We start from the raw sequence: 303 nt of genomic DNA on the forward strand, positions 1-303 counted from the left end.
TCCTTCGGCTCGCTGGCCGAGGCGGCGCTGATCATCCTGAACGTCCCCTTCGCGCTGATCGGCGGCATCGCGGCGCTCTACCTGTCCGGACAGTTTCTGAGCGTGCCGTCCGCCGTCGGCTTCATCGCGCTGTTCGGAGTCGCCGTGCTGAACGGCGTCGTTATGGTCTCGTTCTTCAACCAGATGATCGCCGCCGGCCGCTCTGTGCAGGATGCGGTGTGGGACGGTGCCATGCTCCGGCTCCGCCCGGTGCTGATGACGGCGACGGTTGCCAGCCTTGGGTTGATCCCTCTGCTGCTGGCG

1 protein-coding gene is annotated in these 303 nt (G+C 66.7%); it reads left to right on the forward strand.

Annotated features, from left to right (window positions below; translation table 11 throughout):
• Positions 1–303, forward strand: a 303-nt coding sequence (locus R5H29_RS13055; RefSeq protein WP_332329260.1) for an efflux RND transporter permease subunit, incomplete at both ends; no start/stop codon positions are given.

The organism is Stenotrophomonas sp. A3_2 (assembly GCF_036624925.1).
GTDB classification, from domain to species: Bacteria; Pseudomonadota; Gammaproteobacteria; order Xanthomonadales; family Xanthomonadaceae; genus Stenotrophomonas; species Stenotrophomonas hibiscicola.